Origin of the sequence: Actinoplanes flavus, assembly GCF_017592555.1 — a bacterium.
Lineage (GTDB): Bacteria > Actinomycetota > Actinomycetes > Mycobacteriales > Micromonosporaceae > Actinoplanes > Actinoplanes flavus.
This window is the reverse complement of the sequence record NZ_JAGFNS010000017.1, coordinates 62699-85789: the sequence shown is the minus strand read 5'-3', so window position 1 is coordinate 85789 and position 23091 is coordinate 62699. Positions and strand designations below refer to the sequence as shown.

At 71.8% G+C, this 23091-nt stretch carries 22 protein-coding genes; 17 read left to right on the top strand and 5 right to left on the bottom strand.

Features of this window, described 5'->3' with window-relative positions; genetic code table 11:
- Nucleotides 1-88: 88 nt before the first annotated feature.
- Nucleotides 89-2080 carry an acetate--CoA ligase gene (acs, locus tag J5X75_RS25190; RefSeq protein ID WP_208469973.1) on the bottom strand — a complete coding sequence of 664 codons (1992 nt, stop codon included), beginning with the start codon at nucleotides 2078-2080 and terminating at the stop codon, nucleotides 89-91.
- Between the two features lie 211 nt (nucleotides 2081-2291).
- On the opposite strand from acs, the gene J5X75_RS25185 reads away from it, so the two are divergent.
- On the top strand, nucleotides 2292-3023 hold the full coding sequence (locus tag J5X75_RS25185) for a Fic family protein (RefSeq protein ID WP_307798251.1): 732 nt from the start codon (nucleotides 2292-2294) through the stop codon (nucleotides 3021-3023).
- A gap of 20 nt (nucleotides 3024-3043) precedes the next feature.
- Nucleotides 3044-3520 carry a PH domain-containing protein gene (locus tag J5X75_RS25180; RefSeq protein ID WP_208469971.1) on the top strand — a complete coding sequence of 159 codons (477 nt, stop codon included), beginning with the start codon at nucleotides 3044-3046 and terminating at the stop codon, nucleotides 3518-3520.
- 393 nt (nucleotides 3521-3913) lie between these two features.
- Here the strand turns inward: J5X75_RS25180 and J5X75_RS25175 are convergent, their stop codons facing one another.
- Both J5X75_RS25175 and J5X75_RS25170 read right to left on the bottom strand, forming a co-directional pair.
- Nucleotides 3914-4717: an HAD family hydrolase gene (locus J5X75_RS25175; protein ID WP_208469970.1), complete on the bottom strand. Its 804-nt coding sequence runs from the start codon at nucleotides 4715-4717 to the stop codon at nucleotides 3914-3916.
- A gap of 309 nt (nucleotides 4718-5026) precedes the next feature.
- Entirely contained in the window at nucleotides 5027-5383 is a 357-nt protein-coding gene (locus tag J5X75_RS25170) for an STAS domain-containing protein (RefSeq protein WP_208469969.1), read from the bottom strand.
- A 229-nt stretch (nucleotides 5384-5612) separates the two neighbouring features.
- On the opposite strand from J5X75_RS25170, the gene ssd reads away from it, so the two are divergent.
- The 8 genes from ssd (at nucleotide 5613) to J5X75_RS25130 (ending at nucleotide 10671) form a co-directional block, all read left to right on the top strand.
- Complete coding sequence (gene ssd / locus J5X75_RS25165; protein WP_208470085.1) at nucleotides 5613-6659, top strand: septum site-determining protein Ssd; 1047 nt, start codon at nucleotides 5613-5615, stop codon at nucleotides 6657-6659.
- Nucleotides 6660-6720: 61 nt separating this feature from the next.
- On the top strand, nucleotides 6721-7884 hold the full coding sequence (locus J5X75_RS25160) for a TadA family conjugal transfer-associated ATPase (protein WP_208469968.1): 1164 nt from the start codon (nucleotides 6721-6723) through the stop codon (nucleotides 7882-7884).
- Nucleotides 7881-8630: a type II secretion system F family protein gene (locus J5X75_RS25155; protein ID WP_208469967.1), complete on the top strand. Its 750-nt coding sequence runs from the start codon at nucleotides 7881-7883 to the stop codon at nucleotides 8628-8630. Before J5X75_RS25160 ends, J5X75_RS25155 begins: the two co-directional genes overlap by 4 nt.
- Nucleotides 8627-8935, top strand: coding sequence for a hypothetical protein (locus tag J5X75_RS25150; RefSeq protein ID WP_208469966.1), 309 nt, complete (start codon nucleotides 8627-8629; stop codon nucleotides 8933-8935). Before J5X75_RS25155 ends, J5X75_RS25150 begins: the two co-directional genes overlap by 4 nt.
- A complete protein-coding gene (locus J5X75_RS25145) occupies nucleotides 8932-9630 on the top strand; it encodes a type II secretion system F family protein (protein ID WP_208469965.1) in 699 nt (232 codons plus the stop codon). The genes J5X75_RS25150 and J5X75_RS25145 overlap by 4 nt, the downstream gene beginning before the upstream one ends.
- A 107-nt stretch (nucleotides 9631-9737) precedes the next feature.
- Nucleotides 9738-9866 carry a DUF4244 domain-containing protein gene (locus J5X75_RS25140; RefSeq protein WP_221246146.1) on the top strand — a complete coding sequence of 43 codons (129 nt, stop codon included), beginning with the start codon at nucleotides 9738-9740 and terminating at the stop codon, nucleotides 9864-9866.
- Nucleotides 9863-10225, top strand: a complete 363-nt coding sequence (locus tag J5X75_RS25135; RefSeq protein WP_208469964.1) for a TadE family type IV pilus minor pilin — start codon at nucleotides 9863-9865, stop codon at nucleotides 10223-10225. The genes J5X75_RS25140 and J5X75_RS25135 overlap by 4 nt, the downstream gene beginning before the upstream one ends.
- Nucleotides 10226-10281: 56 nt before the next feature.
- On the top strand, nucleotides 10282-10671 hold the full coding sequence (locus J5X75_RS25130) for an Rv3654c family TadE-like protein (protein WP_208469963.1): 390 nt from the start codon (nucleotides 10282-10284) through the stop codon (nucleotides 10669-10671).
- A gap of 4 nt (nucleotides 10672-10675) precedes the next feature.
- On the opposite strand, the gene sftH is transcribed toward J5X75_RS25130, so the two are convergent.
- Nucleotides 10676-13006 (bottom strand): DEAD/DEAH box helicase, encoded by a 2331-nt coding sequence (sftH, locus tag J5X75_RS25125; protein WP_208469962.1) that lies wholly within the window; start codon nucleotides 13004-13006, stop codon nucleotides 10676-10678.
- Between the two features lie 113 nt (nucleotides 13007-13119).
- Between sftH and J5X75_RS25120 the strand changes: the two genes are divergently transcribed.
- The 6 genes from J5X75_RS25120 to topA all read left to right on the top strand — a co-directional run bounded on the left by J5X75_RS25120 (nucleotide 13120) and on the right by topA (nucleotide 21002).
- Nucleotides 13120-13476, top strand: coding sequence for an STAS domain-containing protein (locus J5X75_RS25120; protein ID WP_183225878.1), 357 nt, complete (start codon nucleotides 13120-13122; stop codon nucleotides 13474-13476).
- Nucleotides 13473-13913, top strand: a complete 441-nt coding sequence (locus tag J5X75_RS25115) for an ATP-binding protein (protein WP_208469961.1) — start codon at nucleotides 13473-13475, stop codon at nucleotides 13911-13913. Before J5X75_RS25120 ends, J5X75_RS25115 begins: the two co-directional genes overlap by 4 nt.
- Nucleotides 13914-14207: 294 nt before the next feature.
- Nucleotides 14208-16631: a sodium-translocating pyrophosphatase gene (locus J5X75_RS25110; RefSeq protein ID WP_208469960.1), complete on the top strand. Its 2424-nt coding sequence runs from the start codon at nucleotides 14208-14210 to the stop codon at nucleotides 16629-16631.
- Nucleotides 16632-16735: 104 nt separating this feature from the next.
- Nucleotides 16736-17266 (top strand): hypothetical protein, encoded by a 531-nt coding sequence (locus J5X75_RS25105; protein ID WP_208469959.1) that lies wholly within the window; start codon nucleotides 16736-16738, stop codon nucleotides 17264-17266.
- Between the two features lie 4 nt (nucleotides 17267-17270).
- Nucleotides 17271-18002: a hypothetical protein gene (locus tag J5X75_RS25100; RefSeq protein WP_208469958.1), complete on the top strand. Its 732-nt coding sequence runs from the start codon at nucleotides 17271-17273 to the stop codon at nucleotides 18000-18002.
- A 192-nt stretch (nucleotides 18003-18194) separates the two neighbouring features.
- Complete coding sequence (gene topA, locus J5X75_RS25095) at nucleotides 18195-21002, top strand: type I DNA topoisomerase (RefSeq protein ID WP_208469957.1); 2808 nt, start codon at nucleotides 18195-18197, stop codon at nucleotides 21000-21002.
- 1 nt (nucleotide 21003) lies between these two features.
- Here topA and J5X75_RS25090 read toward each other — a convergent pair whose 3' ends face one another.
- Nucleotides 21004-22299: a D-arabinono-1,4-lactone oxidase gene (locus tag J5X75_RS25090; protein ID WP_208469956.1), complete on the bottom strand. Its 1296-nt coding sequence runs from the start codon at nucleotides 22297-22299 to the stop codon at nucleotides 21004-21006.
- A gap of 160 nt (nucleotides 22300-22459) precedes the next feature.
- On the opposite strand from J5X75_RS25090, the gene J5X75_RS25085 reads away from it, so the two are divergent.
- The gene (locus J5X75_RS25085; protein WP_208469955.1) at nucleotides 22460-23089 is read left to right on the top strand and encodes a TetR/AcrR family transcriptional regulator; all 630 of its coding nucleotides are present in this window, start codon (nucleotides 22460-22462) and stop codon (nucleotides 23087-23089) included.
- The last annotated feature ends 2 nt before the right edge of the window (nucleotides 23090-23091 follow it).

Genomic DNA, 23091 nt, shown 5'->3' with positions numbered 1-23091 from the left:
CAGTATGGCCCTGCCATACTGTCAATACCGGCATAAAAGACAGAAAGGCTGGCAGCGCATGCGCGCTACCAGCCTTTATGGACTGTCGTCAGTCCTCCGGCTTGGCCGTCTGGAGACCCGACGAGATGAGGTCCATGACGGTCGAGTCCTGGAGCGTGGTCACGTCACCGAGCGAGCGGTTCTCCGCGACGTCACGCAGCAGCCGCCGCATGATCTTGCCGGAGCGGGTCTTCGGAAGCTCCGCGACCAGCATGATCTGACGAGGCTTGGCGATCGGGCCGAGCGTCTTGGCCACGTGGTCCCGCAGATCCTTGATCAGGGCTTCGCCGGCGTCGCCGGTGGTGTCGACGTTGCCGCGCGGGATGGTGAACGCCACGATCGCCTGGCCGGTCGTCGCGTCGGTCGCGCCGACCACCGCGGCCTCGGCCACCGCCGGGTGCGACACCAGCGCCGACTCCACCTCGGTGGTGGAGATGTTGTGCCCGGAGACCAGCATGACGTCGTCGACCCGGCCGAGCAGCCAGAGCGCGCCGTCCTCGTCCTTCTTCGCGCCGTCACCGGCGAAGTAGATCCACTCGTCCGAGGAGCCCGAACCCGAGCCGGCGCCGAAACGGGACCAGTACGTGTCCAGGAACCGCTGGTCGTCGCCCCAGATCGTGCGCAGCATCGACGGCCACGGCTCACGCAGCACCAGGAAGCCGCCGCCACCGTCCGGCACCGACCGTGCCTCGTCGTCGACCACGTCGGCGCTGATGCCCGGCAGCGCGGTCATCGCCGAACCCGGCTTCGCGGCGGTCACCCCGGGCAGCGGGGAGATCATGATGGCGCCGGTCTCGGTCTGCCACCAGGTGTCCACGATCGGGGTGCGCTCCCGGCCCACGTGCTGCCGGTACCAGATCCACGCCTCCGGGTTGATCGGCTCGCCGACGCTGCCGAGGACCCGCAGGGACGACAGGTCGTACTTGGCGGGGATGTCGTCGCCCCACTTCATCATGGTGCGGATCAGCGTGGGGGCGGTGTAGAGGATCGACACCTTGTACTTGTCGACGATCTGCCAGAACCGGCCGCGGTCCGGGGTGTCCGGCGTGCCCTCGTACATCACCTGGGTCGCGCCGTTGGAGAGCGGGCCGTAGACGATGTACGAGTGCCCGGTCACCCAGCCGATGTCGGCGGTGCACCAGTAGACGTCGGTCTCCGGCTTCAGGTCGAAGACCGCGTGATGCGTGTACGACGTCTGGGTCAGGTAACCGCCGGTGGTGTGCAGGATGCCCTTCGGCTTACCGGTGGTGCCCGAGGTGTAGAGGATGAAGAGCGGGTGCTCCGAGTCGAACGGCTGCGCCTCGTGCTCCGGGCTGGCCTGCTCGACCGTCTCGTGCCACCACTTGTCCTTGTCCGTCCAGGCGACCTCCTCGCCGGTCCGGCGGACCACCAGCACGTGCTCGATGCGGTCGGTCCGGGCCACCGCCTCGTCCACGGTCGGCTTGAGCGCGGACGGCTTGCCACGGCGGTAACCACCGTCGGCGGTGATCACGACCTTGGCGTCGGCGTCCTCGATCCGGGTGGCCAGCGCGTCCACCGAGAAGCCGCCGAACACCACGCTGTGGGTGGCGCCGATCCGGGCGCAGGCCAGCATCGCGACCGCGGCCTCCGGGATCATCGGCAGGTAGATCATCACCCGGTCGCCGGCGGTCACACCGAGGCCGGTGAGCGTGTTGGCCGCCTGGCTGACCAGCTTCTGGAGGTCGGCGTAGGTGACCGTGCGGGTGTCGCCGGGCTCGCCCTCCCAGTGGATCGCGACCTTGTCGCCGTTGCCGGCCTCGACGTGCCGGTCCACGCAGTTGTAGGCGATGTTCAGCTCGCCGCCGACGAACCACTTGGCGAACGGCGGGTTCGACCAGTCCAGGATCTGGTCCCACGGCTTCGTCCAGGCGAGCCGTCCGGCCTGCTCGGCCCAGAAGGCCAGCCGGTCGGCGGCGGCCATCTCGTACGCGTCGGCCTTGACGTTCGCGTTCGCCGCGAGGTCGGCGGGCGGCGGGAACTGCCGCGTCTCCGAGTACAGGTTCTCCAATGTCTCGCTCATGAGGGCGGCTCCTCTGCCGTGACCGGGGTCTCTCTCGTTGCACACTAGTTGTGCCGGGGGATCCCGCGAAGTTTTGCGCCCCAGCCCGCGCCCGATGGTGTCGTGCGCGCGCTGACTGGCGTATTGATGCTCGGTACTGCGCGAATCTTGCCAGTTCCAAGCTCGTTTGTGCACCCCGTGTGGCGATCGTTTTACCGGTTACCGTGTTCTGGTGGATCCATTAGCACCCCTGCTCGACCTCGCCGACGTGGCGCCCGCCTTCGCGAGCGCGCGGGACGCCGTCGACGCCGCCCACCGCCATCGAGCCCTGCGCAAACACGGCGGCCAGGTCGCCGCGGAGGCCAGCCTGCGCGCCGCGGTCGCCAGCGCGGCGCTCGACGGCAGCCGGTTCGACCTCGAAGAGGTCCGTGGTGGCACCGTCACCGATCCGGTCGTGCAGGGCGCGCTCCGGGTCGCCGAGGCGCTCCCCGGCATGGTCGACCTGTGGCCCCGCGCGCCCCGCCAGGTGCTGGCCAAGCTGCACGTGCTCGCCGCCCGGGGCGTCGTCCACGACCACGACCTCGGCCGGCTCACCTCCGGCGCCGAGCGGATCGACGCCCTCGCCGGGCTGGTCGCCGGAAACGAGACCACCCCACCCATGCTGCTCGCCGCCGTGGTGCACGCCGAGCTGGTCACCCTGCGCCCGTTCGCCGGGCCGGCCGGCGTCGTGGCCCGGGCCGCCGCCCGCCTCACCCTGATCGGCCGGGGCTTCGACCCCCGCGGCCTGGTCACGGCCGAGGTGGGTCACCTTTCCCGAGAGCCGGAGTACGTGGGATCGGCCGGCGCCTACGCCACCGGCACCACCGACGGGGTGCGGTCCTGGCTGCGCCACTACGCCGCGGCGATCACGGCCGGGGCCGAGGAGATCTCCGTCATCGGAGACGGTGTCCTGGCCGCGGTCTGACCGGCGGCATACTTTCTTGCGTGGGTTCGCACTGGGTCCGCCCGTACACGCCGGGCAACGGCCGTTGGCTCGTCATCCTCTGGGAGGCCGTCGCTCTCGCGCTGCTCACCTGGGCCTCGATCCGCCAGTTCGACCTGATCGGGCACGGGGTGCGGGCGGTCGCCTGCACCCTGGCCGCGGTCTGGGTGATCGGCGCCTGGCGGATCCTGCGGCACGGCGTCTACGTGAGCAGCGACGGCGTGCTCATCCGTGGCCTGCTGCGCTCACGGAGCATGCGGTGGCACGACATCGCCGGCGTGCACCTGCACCAGTCCATCCACAAGCTCGGGCGCTGGGAACTCCAGAACGACACCACCGTGCTGATCGAACGGCACGACGGCGCCACGGTGAACACCGAACTGTGGGCGCGGGGCGTCGACTTCCACTCCCGGCCGAAACTGTTCCGCGCCGTCTACCAGGAGATCCGCAACCGGCACCGGGCCGCGGCGGAGAACTGACCCCGGAAACAGGAGAGCCGGCGTCCCTCGCGGGGGCGCCGGCTTCGCGCGTCCGGACCGGGTTATCAAGCGTGCACCTGAGTCGTTGTCGACGGTCCTGGCGCTCTTTCGAGCTGAGGTCCCGCCGCAACGTGCCTGCCGTGGCTGATCGCGCGTGGGTTCCCGGTGGCCGTGCACGGTGCCCGATGTTTCCGGGCCCGCGAGTCATTTCTACGCCGCCCACCGCTTGATCACCAGATTTCGCCCAAAAAGAGGCCCGTAAGGCGAATGCTCAGACCGATGTCCGGACCACCCACTCACGCCCGGCGGGCGCGGCATGGTCCGGAGTCGCAGGAGGTCGCGGGTCTGGTACGGCGGGTTCGGGTAGCCCGTACGAAATAGGGGTCTTGATTGTCAGGCGACGGCGGAGGCGCGAGTGCGGCGATGGCGCCCGTAGAGGGCGAAGCCGATGGCGACGCCGACGCCGACGCCCAAGGCCGCGGCGACCGGCACGGCCGGGCGGTCCCGCAGGCGTTTTCCGAGGGGTACGGGGTGGCGGAACTCCATGATCGGCCAGGACCGGAGCGCGGCCACCCGGCGCAGAGCGCGATCGGGGTTGACCGCGCTGGGATGGCCGACCGCCTCGAGCAGGGGAAGGTCACTGCTCGAATCCGAATAGGCGTAACACCGGGTCAGGTCGTAGCCCCGCTCCTCGGCCAGCCGCTTGACGCCGACGACCTTGGCCGACCCGGCCGAATAGAACTCGACGGCCCCGCTGTACCGCCCGTCGACGATGGCCATGCGGGTGGCGATCACGTCGGTGATGCCGAGCAGCGCGCCGATCGGGCGGACCATCTCGTCGCCGGACGCGGAGACCAGCACGACATCGCGGCCGGCCGCCTGGTGCTCGGCGATCAGCGCGGCCGCCTCGGCGTAGACATAGGGGTTGATCAGATCGTTCAGCGTCTCGGCGACGATCTGCTGCACCTGCTCGACCCGCCAGCCCTTGCAGAGGGCCGCCATGTAGTCGCGGGTGCGGGCCATCGATTGCTCGTCGGTGCCGCCGCCGAGCCGGAACATCAGCTGCGCATAGGCGGTCTTCACCACGTCACGGCGGCTGATCAGCCCATCACGATAGAACGGCCGTCCGAAAGCCAGCGCACTGGACTTCGCGATGACGGTCTTGTCGAGGTCGAAAAACGCGGCGCTGAGGCCCACGGGCCGAAAGTGTAGCCGCAACATGCTCGAAACGACTGCCCCGTACGCGGGACGCACCTGTCCGTGACGCGCTGTGAGAACGGTCAGACAGGCAGGAGGCGTTGCAGGGGCCACATTCGGTACTCGACGGGGAACCCGATTCTGAGGCAGACTTGTGTTTGTTACCGGGTTGTGTGTTGCTGTCGTTGCCCCCGGTGATGTCGGCGCTCGGTGATTGCGCCCCCCGCGATCGCCGAGTTGATTCGGCTCGACCCCCCCGGAGCCGAATCCCAGGGCGGCCCCCGTCTCCCCCGACGGGGGTCGTTCCCGTTAGGCGCCGGAGGCCCGGCTCGGCTCCTCGTCGCGATGGTCGTCGATGAGACCGAAGAAGTCGGAGAGACCGGTCACCGACAGCACCCGCCGGAACGTGTCGCTCGGATTGATCACCTCGAAGGTGACGCCCTTGGCCTCGGCGGTGCGGTAGCCCTCGATCAGCGCGCCGAGCCCGGTCGAGTCGATGAAGGTGGCGTCGCGCAGATCCACCCGGACGGCCGTGGGCGACCAGTCGGTGATCGCGTCGTGGATGCCCTTGGCGACCATGTCGCAGTTGGCGAAGTCGATCTCCCCCAGCACCGTGACCGTGACCGACCCGTCATCGGCGGGCGTGGTCCGGATCGAGTACTCCATGCCAACTCCATCGGTCCGTGTGGTTCTCGAAGATACCCAACTCGGTCACGCGCATGCCGGGCGGCATATCAGATCATCGCCGTGCGTAGCGGTTGTCCACAGTCCCGTGGTTGTCCACAGCCGGGGCGGGTGGTGGTTGTCGCGGCCGGACGGGCTCGGCGACGGTGGGCGCCCAACCCCGCCGACCCCCGCTGGAGACCCGATGCCCGCTCCGCGTCGTCCCCTCATCATGACCGCCGACCAGGACCTGCTCGACGACCTGCTGCGCCTCGCCGCGGCCGGCGGATGCGAGGTCGAGGTGGCGCCCGACCCGGCCACCGCCCGGGCCCGCTGGACCGGCGCGCCCATGGTGCTGGTCGGCGCCGACCAGGCGGGCGCCTGCCTACGGGCCCGGCTGCCCCGGCGGTCCCGGATCATCCTGGTCGGCCACCCGGAGACGATGCGGCCGGCCTTCCAGGTGGCCGACCTCATCGGCGCCGACAACGTGGCGGTCCTGCCGGAGGCCGACCCCTGGGTGGTCGACCAGTTCGCCGGGCGTAGCGACCCGCCCGCCACCTCGCGGACCCTCGCGGTGATCGGCGGCCGCGGCGGCGCCGGGGCGAGCATCCTCGCCACCGGGCTGGCCACCACCGCGGTCCGCGCCGGCCATCGCACCCTGCTGGTCGACGCCGACCCGCTCGGCGGTGGCCTCGACCTGGTGCTCGGCTGGGAGCAGGTGGACGGAATGCGCTGGCCGGCCCTCGCCGGAGCGGACGGCCGGGTCGACCCGCCCACCCTGCTCGGCGCCCTACCGCACCGCGGCGACCTGGTGCTGCTCTCCTTCGACCGGGACGAGCTGCCCGGAGTGCCGGTCGAGGCGATGGCGGCGGCCCTCGACGCGGCCCGCCGCGGCCGCGACGTGATCGTCGCCGACCTGCCCCGGCAACTCGACGACGCGGCCGTGCTCGCGCTCCAGGCGGCCGAGCGTGCGCTGCTCGTGGTGCCGGCCGAGTTGCGGGCCACCGCGTCGGCGGCCCGGATCGCGGCCACCGTGTCCGTCCACTGTGAAGACGTGGCGGTGGTGGTGCGCGGCCCGGCGCCCGGCCGGCTCAAGGCGCGGGACATCGCACGGGCACTCGGGCTGCCGCTGGCCGGGACCCTGCGGCCGGAACCCGGTGTCTGCCAGGGCATCGAACGCGGTACGGCGCCGACGGCCGACGGGAAGGGGCCGCTCGCCGACCTCTGCAAGCGGCTGATCGGTGAACTGATGGGCACGGCCACCAAGGCGGCCGCATGAGCGAGTCATTCAGCTCGGCCATGAACTCGTGGCGACACCGGGGCGCGGCGGAGGCGGCGCAATGAGCGACCGGGTCACGGATCGGGTGCGGCAACGGTTCGCGTACGAGGGGGTGGAGGCGACACCGGCCGCCGTGGTGAGCGCCGTCCGGCAGGAGACCGCGGTGCTCGGTGACACGGCCGTGCTGCGGTTGGCCGGGCGGGTGCGTGACGAGCTGATCGGGGCCGGCCCGCTGGCGCCCCTGCTGGCCGACCCCGCCGTCACCGACGTGCTGGTCAACCGGCTGAACGTGTGGGTGGACCGGGGCGCCGGGCTGGAGCGGGCGGCGATCCGGTTCGGTGACGGCGACGAGGTGCGGCGGCTGGCCCAGCGGCTGGTCGCGGCCTGCGGGCGACGGCTCGACGACGGGCAGCCGTTCGCGGACGCCCGCCTCCCGGACGGCACCCGGCTGCACGCGGTGCTGCCGCCGGTCGCCACGGACGGGCCGTACCTGTCGTTGCGGACCTTCCGGCAGCGGCCGTTCAGCCTCGACGACCTGGTCCGGCACGGCACCGTGCCGGCGGCCGCCGCCGAGGTGCTGGCGGCCGTGGTGGCGGGGCGGCTGGCGTACCTGGTGACCGGAGGCACCGGCAGCGGCAAGACCACGCTGCTCGCCACGCTGCTCGGGCTGGTGCCGGCGACCGAGCGCATCGTGCTCGTCGAGGACGCCGCCGAGCTTCGCCCGGTGCATCCGCACGTGGTGGCGCTCCAAGCGCGTACCGCCAATGTGGAGGGCGCCGGCGCCGTCGGGTTGACCGACCTGGTCCGGCAGGCGCTGCGGATGCGGCCCGACCGGCTCGTCATCGGGGAATGCCGGGGCGCCGAGATCGTCGACCTGCTCGGCGCGCTCAACACCGGCCACGACGGGGGCGCCGGGACGCTGCACGCCAACGCGCCCGGGGACGTACCGGCCCGGCTCGAGGCGCTCGGTCTGCTCGGCGGCCTGCCCCGGGCCGCGCTGCACGCCCAGGTGGTGGCGGCGCTCCAGGTGGTGTTGCAGGTTCGGCGGACCGGTGCGGGCCGGGTCCTGGAGTCGATCAGCGTGCTGCTGCCGGCGGGGGAGGAGCGGCTGGCGACCGTGGTGCCGGCCTGGCAGCGCGACCGCGGATCCGGCCCGGGCGCCACGGTGCTGGCCCGGCTGCTCGCCGAGCGGGGGATCACGGTCCCCGAGGTGCTGCGGTCGTGACCTGGGTGCTCGTGACGTTGCTGGTGGCCGGGGTGCTCCTGGTCGCCGGGCCGGAGCGTGGCGCACGGGACCGGCTGGCCGTCCGGCGGGCCCGGCTGGACCTCACCCGGGTGCGGCGGGTGCTCGCCGCCCTGCTCGGTGGGCCGGTCTGGCGGCTCGCCCTCGGCGCCGCGGCCGTCGCCGGGGTGGCCGCCGGATCGGCCGGCGGCCCGGTCGCGGCGGTCGTGGCGAGCGGGTACGCGGGTCTGGCGGTCCACGAGTGGCGCCGCCTGGACCGTCGGAAACGTGGCACGGCCCGGCGGATGGCGGCCCTCGACGAGCTGACCTCCCTGGTGGCGGACCTGCGGGCGGGCATTCCGGCGGCCGTGGTGGCGGCTGCCTCGGCGAGCGGGGCCCGGCTGGCCGGGGACGAGCGGATCCAGCGGCTGACCGGTGCGGTGTGGCGGCTCGCCGAGCACACCGGGGCACCCGCCGCCGACCTGCTCGAACGGATCGAGTCGGACGCGCGGGAGAGCGGGCGTCTCGCCCGGAAGGCGGGCGCGCAGGCGGCCGGTGCTCAGGTGACGGCCGGGCTGCTGGCGGTGCTGCCGTTCGCCGGGATCGGCGCCGGGTACGTGCTGGGCGGTGACCCAATGGACGTGCTGCTGCGTACGCCGGGCGGTGCCGGGTGCGCGGTCGGGGCGCTGATCCTCCAGTGCTGCGGGCTGAAGTGGGCGCAGCGCATCGGCGAGCGGGTGCTGCGATGACGCCGGTGTGCGGCGTGGCCGAGTTGCTGCGCCCGGGTGGACCGGTCCGGGTGCCGTTGCGGGAGTGCTGCGCGGCGGCACTGGTCGGAGCGGGCGGCGAGAGCTCGGCGTGCGCCGCGGCACGACCGGCCGGATCGAAACGCGATGCGGCGCGGGCGGCCGGTTCCCCGCGCTCGCCCGGCCCGGAGGGTGCCGCCGCGCGGTCGGCATTCCCGGCGGGCGCGGACGCCGTTGCCGGGCCGCCTGTTCGGCGGGTGACCGGGTCGGAGGGTGACCGCGGGCAGCCGGCCGAGGTGGCGCGATGACCGTGATCGTGGTGGCGGGCTGCGCGGCGCTGGCCGCCGGGCTGCTGTTGCTCCCGGCGGGCCGGCGGCGGCTGCCACGCCCCCGCACCGGGCGACCGGGCGGGCGGCGGACCCGGGTGCTGCTGGCGGTGCTGGCCGGGCTCGCCGTCGCCGGCCTCATCGGCGGGCGGTGGGGCATCCCGCTCGGGCTGGCGGCCGGCCTCGGGACCGAGCGCTTCCTGCGCGGCCGGGAGCCTGCCGAGATCCGCCGGGAACGCGGCGAGACCCTGGCCGACCTGCCGCTCGGCGCGGACCTGCTGGCGGCCGCGTTGCAGGGCGGCACCTCGGTGGACCGGTCGATCGCCGCGGTGGCCGACGCCCTGGGCGGCCCGCTCGGTGACCGGCTCCAGCGGGTCGCCCGGTCGCTGCGGCTCGGCGCGAGCCCGGCCGAGGCGTGGGCGCATCTGGCCGGGGTGCCGCAGAGCGAGCGGCTGGTCGCCGCGGCCGTCCGGTCCAGCGCGAGCGGCGGTGCGCTGGCCGGTGCGCTGGAACGGTTCGCCGGTGACCTGCGGGCCGAGCGTGCCGTCGAGAACGAGGCCGCCGCCCAACGGGCGAGTGTCCTCATCGTCCTTCCACTCGGGCTGTGCTTCCTGCCGGCCTTCGTACTCGCCGGCCTGGTGCCGGCGATGGTCGCGATCCTCCGCGACGTGCTGTGAAACCCGGTACGGCGTGTCCGGCGCCGTACCCGACCGACCGAGGAGGTCCAGTGCACAAACTCATCGCCCACTACCGGCGGCTCCAGGCGGAAGCCGGGGACGCCGGGATGAGCACCGCCGAATACGCCGTGGGCACGATCGCCGCGGTCGCCTTCGCCGGCGTCCTGCTCAAGGTCATCACGAGCGGGACCGTGCAGTCGGCGTTGAGCGCGCTCATCGCCCGGGCGCTGAAGTGAGACGGCGCCGGTGGCCCGGCCGGGACCGGGGTTCGTTCACCGCGGAGTTCGCGGCCGGGCTGCCGGCGCTCATGGTGCTGCTCAGCGCCGGCATCACGGCCGTCACAGCGGTGGCGACCCGGATGCAGTGCCTGGACGCGGCCCGGGAGGCCGCGCTGTCCGCCGCCCGGGGCGAGCCGTCCACGGCGGCGGTCCGGATGGCTCCGGAGGGCGCCGCCATCCGGGTGTCGGAGGGTGGGGAGACGGTCACGGCGGAGGTGTCGGCGCCGGTCCGGATCCTCGGGTCGGATCTGCCGGGGATGACCGTCCAGGCCAGCGCGTCCGCGGCCCGCGAGCCGGACGGGCCGGCCGCCCCGTGAGGGCCGCGGGACCGAGTGCCGATCGCGGCCCGCGAGTGGGAGAGGGTGGTTGTCCGGTGCGGGACGCGGGGCCCGGTGTCGAGCGCTGGCAGCGAGCCCGGGACCGGGGCTCGGCGTCGATTCTGGTGGCGGCCGCCGGATCGGTGCTGGTCGTGCTGGCCGCCGGCCTGGCCACCGTCGGCGCCGCACGGGTGGCCCGGCACCAGGCCAAGGTGGCGGCCGACTTCGGGGCGCTGGCCGGGGGAGCGCACGCCATCGAGGGTGAGTCGGCGGCCTGCGCGGTGGCACGGCGCTACGTCGAGGCCAACGGAGCGAGCATGTCCGGCTGCGCCGTCTCGGGGCTGGAGATCGTGGTGCGGGCCGAGGTCCGGTTCCGGTTCGCTCCGGCCGGCGCGGAAGCCGCCTCCCGGGCCGGCCCCGTCTCCGATGTGACTATTCCCACATGACCGGTCAGCAGGTCTCCGGAAGCGCGCCGAGGACGACGTCGAGCACCTTCACGGCGTCCTCCTTGTTCAGCGGGTTGTTGCCGTTCCCGCACTTCGGCGACTGCACGCAGGACGGGCATCCGGCCTCGCACACGCACGACGCGATCGCTTCCCGGGTGGCCCGCAGCCACTCCGCCGCCGTTCCGTAGGCCCGCTCGGCGAACCCGGCACCCCCGGGATGCCCGTCGTAGACGAAGACGGTCGGCGCCTCGGTGTCGGCGTGGCCGGCGGTGGACAACCCGCCGATGTCCCACCGGTCGCAGGTGGCGATCAGCGGCAGCAGGCCGATCCCGGCGTGCTCGGCGGCGTGCAGCGCGCCCGGGAACTCGCTCGGCTCCACCCCGGCGGCGACCAGCGCCTGCGGCGAGACGGTGAACCAGACGGCCACCGTTCGCAGTTCGCGGGCCGGCAGGTCGAGCGGGCGGGTGTCGATGACCTGGCCGCTGCCGATCCGTCGCCGCTGGTAGGACACCACCTGGTTGGTCACGTCCACCTCGCCGAGGAACAGGCCGACCGGGCCGGCGTCCACGTACGACCGGACGTTCACCACCGAGAGGTCGGTGACGTCCCGGGCGTGCGTGGTCCAGTCCGGTTCCTCCTGGTGGACCAGCGCGATCGCGTCCTCCAGATCCAGGTCGTCCACCACAAAGGACACGCCCTGATGCAGGTAGACCGCACCCGGGTGGAGCATGACGTGCGACGAACCGGGGTCGACCGTGCCGAGCAGCCGCCCGGTCGACGACTCGACGACCGCCACCGGAGCCCCGCCGGTGCCGCGCAGGTCGACCTCCGGCCGGCCGCGATGGATCCAGTACCACCCGGACGGCCGCCGCCGTAGCACCCCCTCGGCGACCAGCCGCTGCACGATCCCGGCCGCCGCGTCGCCGAAGAGTGCCAGGTCGGCGTCGGTGAGGGGCGCCTCGGACGCGGCACAGCACAGTTGCGGACCGAGCACGTACGGGTTCGCCGGGTCGAGCACGGTCGCCTCGACCGGCCGCCCGAACACCGCCTCCGGATGGTGCACCAGGTAGGTGTCGAGCGGATCGTCCCGGGCCACCAGCACGGCGAGCGCCTCCCCGCCGGCCCGCCCGGCCCGGCCCGCCTGCTGCCACAGCGACGCCCGGGTGCCGGGATAACCGCAGATCAGTACGGCGTCCAGCCCGGCCAGGTCGACCCCGAGCTCCAGTGCGTTGGTGGAGGCCAGCCCGAGCAGTTCCCCGGAGAGCAGCGCCCGTTCGATGGCCCGCCGGTCCTCCCGCAGATAGCCGGCCCGGTAGGCGGCGACCCGGTCACCGAGTCCGGGCACCGCCTCGTCCAGCGACTGCCGGGTCAGTGCGGCGACGACCTCGGCTCCGCGACGGGACCGGACGAAGGCCAGCGTGCGGGTGCCGGCCACGACCGCGTCGGTGAGCAGGTCGGCCGTCTCCCGCAGGGCGGACCGCCGGATGGGGGGCGCCTCCTCGGCCGAGTCCTCGAAGGTGGGGAGCAGCGGCGGCTCCCACAGGGCGAACGTCACGGCGCCGCGCGGGGAGGCGTCGTCGGTCACCGCGGTCACCGGCAGCCCGGTCAGTCTCGACGCCGACCCGGCCGGATCCCCGGAGGTGGCGGAGGCCAGCACGAATGTCGGCGAGGCGCCGTACCGGGCCGCCGCCCGGCGCAGCCGTCGCAGCACGTGCGCCACGTGCGAGCCGAACACTCCGCGGTAGGTGTGACATTCGTCGATCACCACGTACCGAAGCCGTCGGAGGAAGACCCCCCACCGGCTGTGGCCCGGCAGCAGGCTGTGATGCAGCATGTCGGGGTTGGTGAGCAGGAAGCGCGAGTGCTGCCGGATCCACTCCCGTTCCTCGCGTGGGGTGTCGCCGTCGTAGGTGGCCGGACGCACCCCGTCCAGCCCGAGCCGCACCAGACCGCGCAGCTGATCGGCGGCGAGCGCCTTGGTGGGTGACAGATAGAGCACCGTCGCCTTAGGGTCCGTGGCGAGCGTGCTGAGTGCCGGCAGTTGGTAGGCGAGCGATTTGCCCGATGCCGTGCCGGTGGCCAGAACGACATGCGTGCCCTCCCGGGCGAGGGTGGCCGCGGCCACCTGGTGCTCCCACGGGGCGGCGATCCCCTGCGCGACGAGGGCGTCGCGCACCGCGGGGTCGGTCCAGGAGGGCCACGGTGCCGGACGGCCCTCGCGAGCGGGGACCCGCTCGATGTGGGTGACCGGCGAAACCGCTGTGCCGGTGGTGCGGGCCCGCAGCCGGTGCAGCAGTTCAGCAGGACCGAAGGCGGTGGAGGTCACGCATTGCACTGTGACACCGGTATGGCCCGAACCTCAAACGGGTAGGACGGTGGGTGCCAAGCGTCAGCCCCGATCGGTCGGTGGTTAGATTTCGCGGGGGGAGAGATCAGGGAGGAGGACCGATGGAGCTGTCACTCACGACCCGGACCGTCGCCGAGCACACCGTGCTCGAGGTCGGCGGTGAGGTGGATGTTTACACCGCCCCCCGACTGCGCGAGCGGCTCATCGAGCTGGTGGACGCGGGCGCCCGTGACGTGGTCGTCGATCTGGAGCGGGTCGACTTCCTCGACTCGACCGGCCTGGGTGTCCTGGTCGGTGCGCTGAAGCGGCTGCGTACCGCGCACGGGACCTTCGGTCTGGTCTGCGCCAAGGAGCCGCTTCTCAAGATTTTCCGGATCACCGCTCTGGACCAGGTCTTCCCGATCTTCCCAACGGTCGATGCGGCCACCGAGCGCGACGGCAGCGGTCCTACTTCGTGATGGCAACCGTTCGGCTCTCCTTCTCTCCGGCCCCGGTGCACGTGCGCACCGCCCGGCTCGTCGGCGTCGCCGTGGCCCGGCGTGCCGGCGTGGCGGAGGAGCTGCTCGACGAGGTCCGGCTCGCCATCGGTGAGGCCTGCACCCGGGCGGTCACCCTGCACCGCCAGTACGGCCTCACCGATCTCGTCACGATGGAGATGTCCGACTCGGACTCCTACACGGTCCGGGTGATCGACCACGCCCCGATCGAGGCGAGCGTGGGCCTGACCAAGCTGCCGCCGGACGAGCTGGCCGCGGAGAATCTCACCGACGACGCGCTCACCACCGGTGTGGGTTTCGCGCTGCTCGCCGGTTTCGTCGACGACCTGCAGGTGCGCCCGGTGGACGACGGCCCGGGCACCGAGGTCCGCATGGTCTGGCCGGTCACCCGCCGCTGACGCGACACGCTTGGCCGCTATGTCCGCCTATGGGCGAAATTTCAGCAAATAGCGGTTAAAGTCGGGCGGGGTTAAACTCGAGATCGACACCGGCCTAACACAACGGTGATCATCGCCGGAACACGCCTGGTGCCACATGTGACGACCAACACGTAAGCCCTATACAGTACGCGAGTTATCAGCTACTGCTGGCCCGCGTCCGCGGGTCTGGTCGGTCGTTCCCCGGGCTCCCCGGGGAATGCGCTCGGAAGGCTTCGTCCGCCGTCCGGGCGCCATCGGTGTAGGAGGACAAGGATGTCCGGGACCTCGATAGACCTCGCCGCTGATGGCGGTGGAGTGTCCCTGAGCGGATCAAACGTCACATTCGTCATCGTCGCCCTGGTGTTCGCCCTGGTGGCCCTGGGCTTCGCCGCCGCGTTCGTCCAATCGGTGCTGAAGACCGAACGCGGCACCCCGAAGATGCAGGAGATCGCGGGCGCCGTGCAGGAGGGCGCCTCGGCGTACCTGTTCCGGCAGTTCAAGACCCTCGGCATCTTCGTCGTCATCGCGGTCGTCCTGCTGTTCCTCCTGCCGGTGCACGAGACGGACAACGAGACCTGGGTCAAGATCGGCCGCTCGCTGTTCTTCATCGTCGGCGCGGTGTTCAGCTCGTTCATCGGCGGCGCCGGCATGGCGCTGGCCACCCGGGCCAACCTGCGGGTCGCCGCGGCGGCCGGGGAGCAGGGCGGCCGGGAGAAGGCGATGGGCATCGCCTTCCGTACCGGTGGTGTGGTGGGCTTCCTCACCGTCGGTCTCGGCCTGTTCGGCGGCGCGCTGGTCGTGCTGATCTTCCGCGGCGACGCGCCCACCGTGCTGGAGGGCTTCGGCTTCGGTGCCGCGCTGCTGGCCATGTTCATGCGGGTCGGCGGCGGCATCTTCACCAAGGCCGCGGACGTCGGCGCCGACCTGGTCGGCAAGGTCGAGCAGGGTATTCCGGAGGACGACCCGCGCAACGCCGCGACCATCGCCGACAACGTGGGCGACAACGTCGGCGACTGCGCCGGCATGGCCGCCGACCTGTTCGAGTCGTACGCCGTGACCCTGGTGGCCGCCCTGATCCTGGGTTCGGCCGCGTTCGGTCAGGACGGCCTGATCTTCCCGCTGATCGTCTCCACGATCGGTGTGCTGATCGCGATCGTCGGTGTCTTCATCACCCGGCTGCGGGCCAGCGACCGCAACGGTCTCACCGCGATCAACCGGGCGTTCTACATCTCGGCCGCGATCTCCGCGATCGCGGTGGCCGTGGTGAGCTTCGTCTACCTGCCGGACTCCTTCGCCGGGTTCGGTGACGCGGGCATCGCCGAGGACATCCTGAACAGCGGCCGCAACCCGCAGCTGGTCGCGGTCGGCGCGGTCGTGATCGGCATCGTGCTGGCCGCCGCCATCCAGGCGCTGACCGGCTACTTCACCGAGACGGACCGGCGCCCGGTGCAGGACATCGGCAAGTCGTCGCAGACCGGCCCGGCCACCGTGGTCCTGGCCGGCATCAGCGTCGGCCTGGAGTCGGCGGTCTACTCGGCGCTGCTGCTCGGCGCGGGCGTCTTCGGCGCCTACCTGCTGGGCGGCTCGTCGCTGACGCTGTCGCTGTTCGCCGTGGCGCTGGCCGGCACCGGCCTGCTCACCACGGTCGGCGTCATCGTGGCGATGGACACCTTCGGCCCGATCTCGGACAACGCGCAGGGCATCGCCGAGATGTCCGGTGACATCGACGAGCGGGGCGCCCAGATCCTCACCGAGCTGGACGCGGTCGGCAACACCACGAAGGCGATCACCAAGGGCATCGCGATCGCGACCGCGGTGCTCGCGGCCACGGCGCTGTTCGGGTCGTACACCAACAGCCTGGCCAGCGCGCTGACCGAGGCCGGGGTGACGAACGTCGGCGCCGAGATCCTGGCCCAGCTGAACATCTCCAACCCGCGGGCGCTGGTCGGCCTGCTGGTCGGTGCGGCGGTGGTGTTCCTCTTCTCCGGTCTGGCCATCAACGCGGTCTCCCGCTCGGCCGGCGCGGTCGTGATGGAGGTCCGCCGCCAGTTCCGCGACTTCCCGGGCATCATGGACGGCACACAGCGTCCGGAGTACGGCCGGGTCGTCGACATCTGCACCCGGGACGCGCAGCGTGAGCTGCTCACTCCCGGTCTGCTGGCGATCACCGCGCCGATCGCGGTGGGCTTCGGCCTCGGCCCGGGCGCGCTCGCGGCGTACCTGGCCGGCGCGATCGGCACCGGCACCCTGATGGCGGTCTTCCTGTCCAACTCCGGCGGCGCGTGGGACAACGCGAAGAAGCTGGTGGAGGACGGCGCCTTCGGTGGCAAGGGTTCCGAGGCGCACGCCGCCACGGTCATCGGCGACACCGTCGGCGACCCGTTCAAGGACACCGCCGGCCCGGCGATCAACCCGCTGATCAAGGTGATGAACCTGGTCTCGCTGCTGATCGCTCCGGCCGTGGTGACCTGGAGCTACGGGGCGGACGCGAACACCGCCCTGCGGGTCGGCGTCGCGGTCGTGGCGGTCGTGATCGTGGCGACCGCGGTGTTCTGGAGCAAGCGCAAGCCGGTCACGATGGGCGACGAGCCCTCCGCGGCCACGGCTGCCGCCGCTGTCGGTGCCGCCGACACGGCCAAGGCCGTCCAGGAGGCCCGCGCCACGGAGTCGTCCCGGGTCAAGGACAACGTCTCCTGAACCAGGTCCGACAGGACGAAAGGCACCCGGCTCGCCCGGGTGCCTTTCGTCCTTGACTCGATCGAGGTGTGTGGAGTGTCCGGCCCTAGTCGTACCCTGCTTCCATGCGCGCGGTCCGACCGATCACCCTGGCCCTCGTCCTCGTGCTCGCCGCACCTCTGGCCGGGTGCTCCAGCCGGCCCGGGCCGCAGGCCTGGGCGGCGCTGGTGTGCACCGCTCTGGGCCCGTGGCGCAGCGAGATCGACACCCTCACCAGCCGGACTCGACAGCAGATGACGGCCGAGACCACGCCGGCCCAGGCGAAGGAGAACCTGGCCCGTCTCTTCGACGGCGCGGAGAGCGCCAGCGAGGAGGCGCGGGCCGGCGTGCAGCGGGCCGGCGTCCCCGACGTGACGAACGGCGAGGAGATCGCCGACGGCTTCCTGGGCTCGCTCGCCGGCATCCGGGACGCCTACGGCACCGCCCGCACCGGCATCGAGGCGCTGGCCACCAGCCCGGCCAAGACCTTCTACACCGAGGTCGCCCGGGTCGTCGAGAAGCTCACCTCGGACTACGAGCGGAGCAGCCTGGACACCACGAGTCTGGAGTCGGTGGAGCTGAGACAGGCCTTCGACTCCCTGCCCGAATGCCAGTGACCGGATGTCCGAGACCGGCTGGCCGCTGATCCCGCGCGAGGAGCTGCCCCCACCGATTCCGGTGGAGCGGAGGCCCATGCGGCGTGGCGCACCCGGCGAGCCGGGTGGGCGCCAGCTGTCGATGTTCAGCGCCGAGACCACCGAGCCGTCACCCGCCGATCTGGCCGGCCTGCTGGCCGGGCCCGGCCGACTCGGCCGGATGGGGGGCACGGCCCGCGTCTCGGTCCGGGTCGACGCCGCCTGGCGGGTCCACGTCCTGGTCACCGAGCTGGCCGCGCGCGGCCTGAGTGCCACCTGGGCTCCCGTTCCCGACGATGGGGTACGAGGTGAGCGCCCCGAATCCACGGAAGAGGCGATCGACACACCCGAGCCGGAGGATCCGCCCCGCCCGATCTTCGAGGTGCGTACCGCGTACTCCCGGAGGTTGAATGGTCTTGCCCGCGCCTGGCCGGAGGCATCCGCGCAGCTCTTTCTCTCCGGGCCGCGGATGCGGCTCTGGGTGGCGGCGGCCGGTGAGCCGCGCCCGGGTGGGTTCGCCCTGGGTCTGGACCCGGCGAAGGACCCGCACGGGGTGGCGGCGGCGCTGGTCCGGGCCGGTCTGTCCGGTCGCGTGGCGGATGATGGAGGACACTGGGTGATCACCGGTCGCAGGCGTCTGCGCCGGCTCCGTGAGCTGGTCGGGGAGCGTCCTTCATCCGCTCCGGACGAGTTCTGGCCGGGCGGTGTGGTCGCATGATCTTCCGGGATTGTGTCCGACATAACAGTGTCTTCCCGGTGTACGGTGTCGCGGTCAGACGCATGCGGTGGCCGGACCGTTACCATCCGACTGCGGGGTTCCCTGGGAATGCAGTCTTGTCCGGCGCGTTACGTTGAACGTCTGTGCTCCGCCGGACGGAGCAGGGAGCGCTGAAGGTCAATAAGGAGTGCCGTGCCGAGTGACACCAGGACGACCCGTCTGGTCATCGTCGAGTCCCCGTCGAAGGCCAAGACGATCGCCGGTTACCTGGGCCCCGACTATCTGGTCGAGGCCTCCGTCGGCCATATCCGCGACCTGCCGAAGAACGCCGACGAGGTGCCCGAGGCGTTCAAGGGGCAGCCTTGGGCGCGGCTCGGCGTCGACGTCGACAACGGCTTCCAGGCCCTCTATGTGATCTCCGAGAGCCGCAAGCAGCAGGTGGCCAAGCTCAAGCGCCTGGCCCGGGAGGTCGACGAGATCTTCCTCGCCACCGATGAGGACCGCGAGGGCGAGGCCATTGCCTGGCACCTGGTCGAGACGATCCAGCCCAAGGTGCCGATCAAGCGGATGGTCTTCCACGAGATCACCAAGCCGGCCATCCAGGCCGCCGTGGCGAACCCGCGGGACATCGACCGTTCCCTGGTGGATGCTCAGGAGGCCCGCCGCATCCTGGACCGGCTGTACGGCTACGAGGTCAGCCCGGTCCTGTGGAAGAAGGTGATGCGCGGTCTCTCGGCGGGCCGTGTGCAGTCCGTCGCCACCCGCATCGTCGTCGAGCGCGAGCGGCAGCGGATGGCCTTCCGGACCGCGGAGTACTGGGACATCCTGGCCCAGCTGGCGGTGCAGGGGCAGGTCGAGGGCCCGCGCACGTTCCAGGCCACCCTGATCGCGCTGGACGGCGACCGCATCGCCACCGGCAAGGACTTCGAGCCCACCACCGGGCAGCTCAAGGCCGGCTCCACCGCGGTGCAGCTGGACGGTGACGGCGCCCGCGGGCTGGCCGCCCGTCTGGAGGGCCGCCCGTTCACCGTCACCCGGGTCGAGGAGAAGCCGTACCGCCGCCGGCCGTACGCGCCGTTCATCACGTCGACGCTCCAGCAGGAGGCCGCCCGTAAGCTGCGGTCCTCCTCGAAGGAGACGATGCGCACGGCACAGAGCCTGTACGAAAAGGGCTATATCACCTATATGCGTACGGACTCGGTGAACCTCTCCGAGACCGCCGTGGCCGCCGCCCGCCGGCAGATCGCCGAGCTGTACGGGGCGAACAACGTGCCGCCGCAGCCGCGCAAGTACACGACGAAGGCCAAGGGCGCGCAGGAGGCGCACGAGGCGATCCGCCCGGCCGGCGACAACTTCCGCACCCCCGGTGAGGTCGCCAAGGAGCTGACCAGCGCCGAGTTCAAGCTCTACGAGCTGATCTGGCGCCGGACCATCGCCTCCCAGATGACCGACGCCGTCGGCAACTCGGTGAGCATCCGGATCCGCGCCGTCTCGACGTCGAACGAGGAGGCCGATTTCGCCGCCTCCGGCAAGACCATCACCGACCCCGGTTTCCTTCGGGCGTATGTGGAGTCCTCGGACGACGAGAACGCCGAGGCCGAGGACGCGGAGCGGCGCCTGCCGAACCTGGTGAAGGACCAGCCGCTCACCGCCGACCGGCTGGCCGCGACCGGGCACAACACCACGCCGCCCGCCCGCTACACCGAGGCGTCGCTGGTCAAGGCGCTGGAGGAGCTGGGCATCGGCCGGCCCTCGACGTACTCGTCGATCATGCAGACCATCCAGGACCGCGGCTACGTGGAGAAGCGCGGCCAGGCGATGATCCCGTCGTTCCTGGCGTTCGCGGTGATCGGCCTGCTCGAGGGGCACTACCCGCGGCTGGTGGACTACAACTTCACGGCCGCCATGGAGGGCCAGCTCGACGACATCGCGGCCGGCGACGGAACCCAGCTCGCCTTCCTCACCTCCTTCTACTTCGGCAGCTCGGAGTCCGGGGCGGACGAGGAGATCGCCAAGGCCGGCGGCCTGAAGAAGATGGTCACCGAGAACCTCAGCGCGATCGACGCCCGCGAGGTCAACTCGATCCCGCTCTTCGTCGACGAGGAGAACCGGCGGGTCGTCGTCCGGGTCGGCAAGTTCGGCCCCTACCTGCAGCGCCGGCTGGTGGACGGCGGCGAGGACGCGCCCGAGGACAAGGCCTCGCTCCCGGAGGGCATCGCCCCCGACGAGCTGACCCCGGAGAAGGTGGCCGAGCTGTTCCTGGCCGGCAACGGCGACCGTACGCTGGGCGACGACCCGGTGACCGGCGAGCCGGTGGTGGTCAAGTCCGGCCGGTACGGGGCGTATGTGCAGAGCGGCGAGCGCAGCTCGTCCCTGTTCGCCTCGCACTCGCCGCAGACGCTCACCCTGGAGCAGGCGCTCCAGCTGCTCACCCTGCCCCGGGTGGTCGGCAAGGACGCCGAGGGCAACGAGATCGTCGCGCGCAACGGCCGGTACGGGCCGTACATCTCGCGGCTGAAGGACTCCCGCTCGCTGGAGAGCGAGGACCGGCTCTTCACCGTCACGCTGGACGAGGCGCTCGCCCTGCTGGCCGCGCCGAAGGTCCGTGGGCAGCGGGGTGCGCCCAAGCCGCCGCTGCGTGAGCTGGGCCCGGACCCGGTGACCGAGAAGCCGATGGTGGTCAAGGACGGCCGGTTCGGGCCGTACGTGACCGACGGCGAGACCAACGCCACCCTGCGCCGCGGGCAGACCCCGGAGGAGCTGACCCCGGAGCAGGCGTCCGAGATGCTCGCCGAGAAGCGCGCCAAGGGCCCGGCGGCGCCGCGGAAGAAGGCGGCCGCCAAGAAGGCCCCGGCCAAGAAGGCGGCGGCCGAGGGCGAGACGCCGGCCAAGAAGGCGCCGGCGAAGCGGGCCACGGCCGCCAAGAAGACCACGGCGGCCAAGAAGGCGGCCCCCGCCAAGAAGGCCGCCCCGCGCAAGGCGGCCACCTCCGCCGAGTGAGCTAGCCGCCGAGGACCCTCACCAGGTAGTCGTTGGAGAAGACCCGGTGGGGGTCCAGCCGGTCGCGCACGGCCAGGAAGTCGTCGAAGCGGGGGTACGCGGTCCGCAGCGACGCCGCGTCCCGGTAGTGCAGCTTGCCCCAGTGCGGCCGGCCGCCCAGCGGCGTGCACAGGTCCTCGAAGGCCCGGAAGTACGGCTCGTACGGGCTGCCGATGAACTGGTGCACGGCGATGTAGGCGGACTCCCGGCCGTACCCGTGCGACAGCCACACGTCGTCCGGCCCGGTGAACCGCACCTCGACCGGGAACTGCACCCGGAACGGCAGCGCGTCCAGCAGTTTCGGGAGCGCGGAGATCACCTCGGGCAGGGCGGCGCGCGGGACCTCGTACTCCATCTCGGTGAATCTGACCCGCCGGGGTGAGCAGAAGACGCGGTCGGACCGGCCGGTGTAGGTCCGCGGGCTGAGCGCGCGGGCGGAGACCGCGCTGATCGCCGGCACCGTGGCCGGGAAGCGCCGGCCGACGGCGCAGGCGCCCTGCCAGACGGTGTTGGACAGGAAGTCGTCGTCGAGCCAGCCGCGGAACCGTGACAGCGGCCGGTCGTCGGCCTCCACCCGGCGGTTGCGTTTGAGCTGGGCCCGGTCGGTGTACGGATACCAGAAGAACTCGACGTGGTCGTCGCTCGCGATCCACTCGTCCAGCCCGGCCATGATGTCGGCGAGTGCCATCGGCCGCTCGTCGGCGAGCAGCGTGAACGCCGGAACGCACCGCAGCGTCACGTCGACCAGCACACCGAGCGCGCCGAGCCCGAGCCGCGCCGCCGGGAACTCGGGATCGCCGTCCGCGAACTGCCGCACCGTCCCGTCGCCGGTCACCATGGTCACGGCTTCGACGCAGGACGCCAGGGTGGAGTAGGCGATCCCGGTGCCGTGCGTGCCCGTGGAGATGGCCCCGGCGACCGTCTGCGCGTCGATGTCGCCCAGGTTCGGCATGGCCAGCCGGTGTCCGGCCAGCACCTCGTTGAGTGCGGACAGCGGCATTCCGGCCTGCACCGTCACCAGTGGCCCGTCGACCGCCACCAGCCCGTCGAGCCGGTGCACGAACATCCGCTGGTCCTCGGCGACGGCGATGGGCGTGAACGAGTGGCCGCTGCCGACCACCTTGATCCGCCGCCCGCTTTGCGCGGCCTGCTTCACTTGACTGGCGACCTCATCGACGCCGCCGGGGAGCAGCACCTCAGCGATCGATTCCTGGTTGCGCCCCCAGTTGCTCCAGCGGCGGGAGTTGACGCTAGTCATTCCGGGCTTTGTCCTCCGTCCGAGCGGACACCGGCATACGGCGTCCCGTCGATGCGGCTCGCTCGTTGATCCGAGTAACGTTCGATTTAACGATGAGATTTATTCATGACAGTAGAGACGGTTGTGGATGGATCTCACTGCTGAGAGGGAGTGGCGACGCGTGTCGACACCAACCGTCAGCACCGGCCCGCTGCGGCGGGTTCCGGTGCAGGGCAGAAGCGTTGCCCGGGTACAGCGCATGCTCGACGCCTGCGCCGAGCTGGTGGACGAGGTGGGCTATGAGGGCTTGACCACGACGCTGCTCGCCGAGCGCGCCGAAGTCGCCATCGGCTCGGTCTACCAGTTCTTCCCGGACAAACGGGCCATCGTCCAGGCCCTCGCGCTGCGCAACATGGACGCGTATTTGCAGAGTCTGTCGGACCGGTTCGCCAGCGAGACCTTCACCCATTGGTGGGACGCGGTCGACGGCGCCATCGACGCCTACATCCACATGCACCGCAGTGTGCCGGGCTTCCGGACGCTGCACTTCGGTGACGTGGTCGACCTGCACCTGCTGGACTCGGACCGGGACAACAACGCGGTCATCGCCGAGCGCCTGGCCGAGCTGCTGATCGAGCAGTTCGACCTGGCCGACCGGTCCCGTCTGCGGTTCGCCCTGCAGATCTCGGTCGAGGCGGCGGACGCGCTGATCAAGCTGGCCTTCCGCCGGGACGCGTCCGGGGACGAAGAGGTGCTGACCGAGGCCAAGGCGTTGATAAGGGAATACCTGCACCGCCACGTGTCGGCCTGAGC